7 protein-coding genes are annotated in these 7,003 nt (G+C 53.6%); 4 read left to right on the top strand and 3 right to left on the bottom strand.

Annotation, left to right across the window (positions count from 1 at the left end; genetic code table 11):
* Positions 1-979 (bottom strand): TM0106 family RecB-like putative nuclease (locus ACZ1HA_RS00820; protein ID WP_472712494.1); only part of this gene is annotated, 979 nt, incomplete at its 3' end.
* A 53-nt stretch (positions 980-1,032) separates the two neighbouring features.
* On the opposite strand from ACZ1HA_RS00820, the gene ACZ1HA_RS00815 reads away from it, so the two are divergent.
* On the top strand, positions 1,033-1,323 hold the full coding sequence (locus tag ACZ1HA_RS00815) for a DUF2188 domain-containing protein (protein ID WP_367278705.1): 291 nt from the start codon (positions 1,033-1,035) through the stop codon (positions 1,321-1,323).
* A 19-nt stretch (positions 1,324-1,342) separates the two neighbouring features.
* Positions 1,343-2,290, top strand: a complete 948-nt coding sequence (locus ACZ1HA_RS00810) for a toll/interleukin-1 receptor domain-containing protein (protein WP_299882660.1) — start codon at positions 1,343-1,345, stop codon at positions 2,288-2,290.
* A gap of 286 nt (positions 2,291-2,576) precedes the next feature.
* Here ACZ1HA_RS00810 and ACZ1HA_RS00805 read toward each other — a convergent pair whose 3' ends face one another.
* Both ACZ1HA_RS00805 and ACZ1HA_RS00800 read right to left on the bottom strand, forming a co-directional pair.
* Positions 2,577-3,275: a DUF2182 domain-containing protein gene (locus tag ACZ1HA_RS00805; RefSeq protein WP_472712493.1), complete on the bottom strand. Its 699-nt coding sequence runs from the start codon at positions 3,273-3,275 to the stop codon at positions 2,577-2,579.
* A gap of 3 nt (positions 3,276-3,278) precedes the next feature.
* Positions 3,279-3,812 carry a disulfide bond formation protein B gene (locus ACZ1HA_RS00800; protein WP_472712492.1) on the bottom strand — a complete coding sequence of 178 codons (534 nt, stop codon included), beginning with the start codon at positions 3,810-3,812 and terminating at the stop codon, positions 3,279-3,281.
* Between the two features lie 178 nt (positions 3,813-3,990).
* Here ACZ1HA_RS00800 and ACZ1HA_RS00795 point away from each other — a divergent pair, with 178 nt between their 5' ends.
* Positions 3,991-4,773, top strand: a complete 783-nt coding sequence (locus tag ACZ1HA_RS00795; RefSeq protein ID WP_472712491.1) for a DsbA family protein — start codon at positions 3,991-3,993, stop codon at positions 4,771-4,773.
* A 71-nt stretch (positions 4,774-4,844) separates the two neighbouring features.
* Positions 4,845-6,950 (top strand): protein-disulfide reductase DsbD family protein, encoded by a 2,106-nt coding sequence (locus ACZ1HA_RS00790; RefSeq protein WP_472712490.1) that lies wholly within the window; start codon positions 4,845-4,847, stop codon positions 6,948-6,950.
* The last annotated feature ends 53 nt before the right edge of the window (positions 6,951-7,003 follow it).

The following is a 7,003-nucleotide window of genomic DNA, read 5'->3' as shown; positions in this document are numbered from 1 at the left end:
CGATGTCGAAGAAAATGTCACCCGCCGAGGGTTCCGGCAATAGACACAGACCGATATCGTCCACAACGGGTAGAAGCTCATAGAGCGTCTCGCCCGCAGCACGGGACTCAATCTGTATGCGCGCTTGCTCGCGCGCCTTATGATAGGAAAGCGGAGCGCCGCGCTGCGGTTTCCAGGGCATTGGCACCGGCATAGCTGCAAGCGCCGCCGCGGTTGAAATCCCGTTCTCTTGAAGCTCTGTCTGCTGGTTTTTGCTAATCCCAGCGACAAGGCACAGATGGTCGTCTTCACGCCTGCGCGCATCACAACGTTCGCGCCAGCGGCAGATATCACAGTGCTCCCTTGGCTCCGGATAGAGGGCTGGCGGCGCATCGCTTGCAGTTGCCTCTTCGATCGCGGCCTTGGCCTTCCGGAAATAGGCGGCATAGTCCGCATACCGGAACTCCTGCGTCGCGAAATTCGACCAAGGCGCAACGATATACACGTACTCTGGTGCCACTCCCTGCGCATTCTCAAGCAGGTCCGCATAGAGACAGAGCTGGAGGACTGAACCTGCCTTGGTTTCACGGGCGAGCTTGGTGTCTATGATTTCGTAGGACCATTCACCGAGTTCACTCGGCTTTTCGACACGCCTGAGTATGTCTGCGCGCCCAGCCCAAAGGCCATGCTGCAGAGCGGCTTGCACAATAATCTCTACACCATCGGCCATGGCGGCGTTCGTTGCGGCGACCGCGTCCGCGGTGATGTCCACGCCATCAATGACGCGCGTCGTTAGGCCCTCGGTCTCAAGGTGTTCGATGAAGCTTTCTTCGTGGCGCCGCCCGCGCTCGCGCAGGATTTCAAGGAGGGGGTCCCAAGACGACGGCTTCTTGAGAGCGCCGCTGGCCACACCGAGATCAAGCTCGGTCATATGCGCGCAATTCAAATGCCCGACGAGGTCGGAAGCGCTCAGGATGAGCTCTTTGCCGTGCACCTTCATGGTTGCCTCCTTCCCGCAAGACTGACTAGTTACACTATTGACATTAAAACTATATGGGTATAGTTTATATACTTATCAAGAATCGATGTCAAGAGCAGGAGGTTGCAATGACAGACAGGTACGTAACGAAGCATCCGAAAGGCTGGGCTGTGAGGGCGCCCGGCGCTGACCGGGCGAGCAGCGTCCATGGAACGCAGCGCGAAGCGGAAGCCGCCGCAAAGCGCACGGTAGCCAATCAAGGCGGCGGGGAAGTCCGTATTCAAGGCCGGGACGGGAAGTGGCGCGACTCTGATACGGTCGCACCGGGCCGCGATCCTTTCCCGCCGCGAGACAAAAAGCACTGACAGGCGTGGAGAGATTGGCATGAAGGCATTTATTTCCTACTCGCACAAGGACGGCGCAGCACTTGAGCGTCTGCATACACATCTGGCCATGCTTCGCCGCGATGGGCTTCTGGAGACTTGGTTTGACCGGGACATCCTTGCCGGTAGCGAAATCGATGGCGAGATCGCTGCAGAGCTGGAAGCCTGCGAGTTGTTCTTATTGCTCGTCAGTCCTGACTTTCTCGCTTCCGACTACTGCTTCGAACGTGAAATGCAGCGGGCGTTGCAGCGGCATGACGCGCAAGAAGCCCGTGTTGTGCCGATCATTATCGAGCCCTGCGACTGGACATCGTCGCCTTTGCGCAGTCTCAAGGCGCTGCCGCATGACGGCAAGCCTGTCAGCGAGTGGACGAACGCCAACAACGCATATCTTGATATCGCGAAAGCTCTGCGGCGCATTACTGAGATACGAGATGCAGAGCCAAATGCAACTCCTGTTGCAAAGCCAAAGGACCATAGCGATGCGGTTACGACCGAGCGCCGCTACCGTGTGAAGCGCGACTTCGATGAAATCGATCGCAGTGAATTCCGCGAGGCGGCGTTCGCGGCGATCCGGGACTATTTCCAGCGCGCCATTGCCGAAATCGATACCATTGACGATTTACGAGGGCGTTTTGTCTCGCGATCACCCACATCGTTTGGCGGCACCATCGTCAACCGCGCTCGGGATCGCAGCGCCGCACACATCACTGTCCATTTCACCAATGGGCATGGTGGGTTTGGTGACATTTACTACTCGTTCTCCGAGAACGCGCCCCAGAATACTGCGCAGGGAGGCTTCTTCATCGAAGCAGACGAGTACCAGCTTTTTCTGCGCGGCGGTTCGATGATGTCGTTTAGCGGCGAGCCCGAGCGGCTGACCCCGGAGACGGCAGCTGAAACCCTTTGGGCCGAGTTTCTCGAACAAGCGGGGGTGAGTTATGACTGAAACTGTTCGCTTCCGCTGCAAAAACTGTGGTCACCGTTTCGAGAACGAAGTGCTCGACGAAGACGAGAAACGCGAGGCGCGCCTCATCTACCGGCCAACTTCTCCAGTTCATTGTCCCGAATGTCATCGCACCGATATTCGGCGAGGCTGGGAATAAAGTTACAAACTTGAGAGGCTCATATTGGTAGAAGGGCATCTGAGTCGGAAGAAACAGGACTTTTATATCATAGAATCAATTGCTTAATAATTTTCGCATAATCGATCTTATGTTAATTATCTTTGCTCATTATTGTAGTTGGATTGCGATTCCCCAGATCACTAACGCAGTGCCTAAAGGTTTCGTTAGCCACCGCCCGAAATCTGGGAGCTTTTCCAATGTCATCATCAGCGTTGCACCTCCCATCCAAAGAAGATCCATCGTTCCGCCGACAAAACCAATGACCATCAAGCCCCAGCAACACGCGACACAGTAAGCCCCATGATGCAAACCCATTCGGATGCCGCCACCAAATCCTGGATGCCAATGGGCCAGGAATTGCACCATTGGCGATCGACAGTGTGCCAAGCATCGATCCTTCAAAGTGGTAAACTGATACAACCCAGCAGAAATTAACAAGGCCGAGGAGAACAAACTTGAAAGGGACGCCCCCATGGAGTTCAGCAAACCAAACTCGATCAGTGCATTCTGAGCCAGTGCGATAACAGCAGCAAACCCCACCCACACTAGAAAGAAGCCGAGGACAACCCCAACAGACCCTATCCTTGATCCGTTTGCAGAACCAATAAGGTCTTCGTAAGCCCGCATTGTTGGAACAAACGTAGGACCCATCATGGCGGCCATCATTATCGACCACATCAGAAACAGGCTGATGTAGTTGGATGGCATCATCATGGGACCAGTCGCCATCGAAAACATGATCCACCACGCCCATAAGACGATGCCAAAAAAAACGATCCAATAGACTGCACGAATGTTAATCAACATGAATCAAACAACGGTTTTGGGGCTAGATTCGATGTCTTTGTCTGGCTCTGATTTTCTGTTTGAGATCAGCGCATAAATCCAAAGTATCGCTAAGAACGCGCTGAAGAGAGCATTACAGCTTGCCATTGATAATGTCAGAAATTCCCAGGCAACCTGATCACACATGACCAGGTTTGATGGTCCGTTTGAGGCTCCCGGCAACAAATCCGAAGCCGACATGTTGGACAGATCGAGACCAGAGCCAGTGCAGGAGCTTGGTCCCTCCCACCAATCCCGCTCGACGCCAGTATGAAATATGCCGATCGCTGAAGTGGTCGCCGCCGATAACGCTCCAACTACGACAACGAACAGAAGCGGCAACCCAACAAGAAGCAACGCACCAGCCCCTATGGCAACTGCGTGTGGATATCGCTGCCATATGCACATCGCACAAGGTGCATATCCCAGCACTTGAAAGACAAATGCGCCAAGCAGCAGCGCAGCGGAACCGGCCGTCGCCAGATAACAAAGACCTTTTGCAGAAACTACTGATGCCACCGCCGTCGCTCCTCCAGGTTCGAACGCCGCGACGTGGTCGAAACACGCCCCACGTCACCGTCTAGTGCTCTAAACGAGGAAATTCACTCGATGAAATGTATCAGTTTGTAAAGTTGACGTTTTTTGCTTCGAACCAGTACGACGAAGTCGTGTGCAAAGCTATTTGATGGAACTCGTCTTGGACAAGAAGAAGCGATCAACCTTGATTACGCTGGGAACTGTGGCCCTTGGATATGCCGCGTTTCGTACGATCCCCTCGCTGATCCCTGAGAAACTGGTTTTGGAACCCCTCAACTCGCCAACCGGATTTCGGAAATATGTCGCTGGCGAGACGTCCGGCGGTTTTGACCTGTTTGTTGGATTGGATACGCCTGATAGTCCCGAGGTTCTTGCTCGCAAAGAAGCCGCATTAGAACGTGTAACAAAGAACATCTGCGCCAGTCTCTACCGGGACCTCAGTCCCGCGAATGGTCAAGTCCCTATGGCTTCTTTTTCCGATTATTACTGCCCGTTTTGCCGGGTTCAGACGAAACGGTTGGGGGAAATGGTGGATACAATGCCTGACGCAGTCAGTGTCGCATGGCATGAACTCCCATTGCTCGGTGACAACTCGAACCTTGCCGCAAAGGCGGCTCTAGCTGCAAAGCGCCAGGGGGCATATGTTGCTTTCCATGATCGTCTGATGAAATCGCCATTTGTCGCATCCGACGAATACCTCCAACGCCTGTCCAAAGACCTCAACGTCAATTTCGATCAATTGAACGCTGATATGCTGAGCGATGAAATTGCCACTGAACTGGAAGAAAGCGCGGCGTTAGCGCGTGTCTTTGCCTTTGTTGGAACACCCGCCCTAGTGATCGGCCGAACTGTTGTCCAAGGCCAAGTTAGCGACAACATGATCCGAGAAATTATTGCTCTGGAACGAGAGGAAGGTTGGGATGCTGCCTGCACATCGGCATAGCCGCGAGGCCAGCTGTCCACAAAGCGCTGCCTCCTCTGGTGTTCCATGCAATCGTTAATGCGTTCTTGATCATGCATATCACGCCAATCCGTATGCATTGGGCGAGAACGTTCGCAAGCCTACTCTGCGTTTGGCTTTCAGTGTTTGTCGGTTCTTTGGTTCAGGCGGCGGAGTCAGAGGTTTTCTCAAATCCAGCCGTCAGCGCTCGGTTAATTTCTGCAGAGGATGGCATAGCACCAAGCGCGTCATCGGTCTCAGCAGGATTGGTGCTAGAATATGCTGAAGGCTGGAAGGGGTATTGGCGAACACCTGGCGAAGTTGGGCTTGCGCCAGAACTGGACTGGAGCAAGTCGGATAACCTTGCATCCGCCGAAATTCTCTGGCCTGCTCCAGAAAGGTTCGAAGCATTTGGGATCGAAAACTTTGGCTATTCCGGAACAGTAGTTCTTCCAATCCGGATCCTTCTCGAACACGCAGGTCAGCCCGTCAAACTTCGATCCAAAGTGATGTTGCTGACGTGTTCAGACGTCTGCGTGCCCCACAACTTCGAATTGGTGCTAGACTTGGCAAACGGCACAGAGATCGATCAGGTGTCTGCTGACAAGATTGCAGCGTTTGCGGCACGTGTTCCGGCAACCCCGGCCGAAAGCAATATCAAAGTCACGTCGGTATCGCTTGATACGAGAGCCTCTGCGCTCTTTGTGACCGCTGAGAGCGCGCAACCGTTTCAATCAGTGGATGTTTTCCCAGAGTTTGGCCCACTTGTTACCTTCGGGAAACCTGAAGTTAGGTCAAGCCGAGACCGCTCGACCGTTTGGGCAAAGATACCAGTGATCGCCTGGTCAGACGATCATTTGGATCCTGATGTGACACTGACAGATGGTATGCGTGCAGTGACCACTCCAGTGGTTCTCGGAGTTGATATCCCTGCTCCGCCTGATGGTTTTGGTGCAACCCAAAGCAGCTTGTCTGAACTAGGATTGATCATCGCCATGGCTTTACTTGGAGGACTGATCCTTAACCTGATGCCTTGCGTCCTGCCGGTTCTTTCGATCAAGTTTTCCTCGGTTATCAACGCATCGGGCCAATCCAAAACGACGATCCGAAATGGATTTCTTTTTTCAGCTTTGGGGGTACTTTCCTTCATGTGGTTGCTGGCAGCGGTGATCCTGGCCCTAAAATTGGTCGGCATCTCGGTCGGCTGGGGAATCCAGTTTCAAAACCCTGTATTCGTGACACTGATGTTCATTGTGATCGCGGTTTTTTCTGCCAATCTCTTTGGCTTGTTCGAGATTTCTCTACCGTCTGCTATGCAAGATCGCCTCAATCGCGGCTCCAATCAGTCCCAATATGTGAAGGACTTTGCTACAGGCTTTCTGGCTGCTGTGTTGGCCACCCCATGTTCTGCCCCATTCTTGGGAACAGCGATCACTTTCGCCTTGGTTGGTGGTCCAATAGACGTGCTGGCGGTTTTCACCGCTCTGGGGATCGGCTTAGCCATGCCGTATCTCTTGATCGCAGCACGACCAGCATTCGTCGCGCGCCTGCCCCGGCCCGGTCGTTGGATGCTTTTCGTCCGTACAGGCCTTGGATTTCTTCTTTTGATGACGGCTGCCTGGCTTCTTTTCCTTCTCTTCAGATTATCTGGATGGCAAGCAACAGCGCTCGTGGCATTGTGTACTGTCACATTGATTGCAGTTTTGACGATGGATTGGTCCAGAAGGGCGCACCAGTACAGCCTCGCCACTGCCAGCGTCTTATTTTCGTTTGTTGTGGTCAGCAGCATTACCTCGACGGGCAACTCAGTTGATTATCCAATCCGTACCCACTGGCAAGAATTCCAGCCACGCGAGATTGCACGGCATGTATCTGAGGGGCGAACTGTCTTTGTGGATGTGACAGCAGATTGGTGCCTTACGTGTAAGGCCAACAAAGTGCTCGTTTTGGATCGGAAGCCCGTGTCAGATGAGTTAAGCGCTGATACGGTCGTTGCCATGCAAGCAGACTGGACACGACCCGACGATAACATCGCACGTTTCCTTGAACGTCATGGTCGCTTCGGTATTCCGTTCAATATCGTGTACGGGCCTGGGGCCCCGTCAGGTGTTTCCCTGTCGGAACTGCTGACCGAACAGGACGTCCTCGAGGCTTTGGCTACGGCGTCACTTGGAAAGTGAGAGACGGCTGATCTGACACTTGGAACGATATTTCTCAATCAAGATGCCGGGCT

This window comes from Roseobacter sp. S87, from assembly GCF_055693285.1.
The sequence above is the reverse complement of the archived record's forward strand: the minus strand, read 5'-3'. Positions and strand labels throughout refer to the sequence as shown.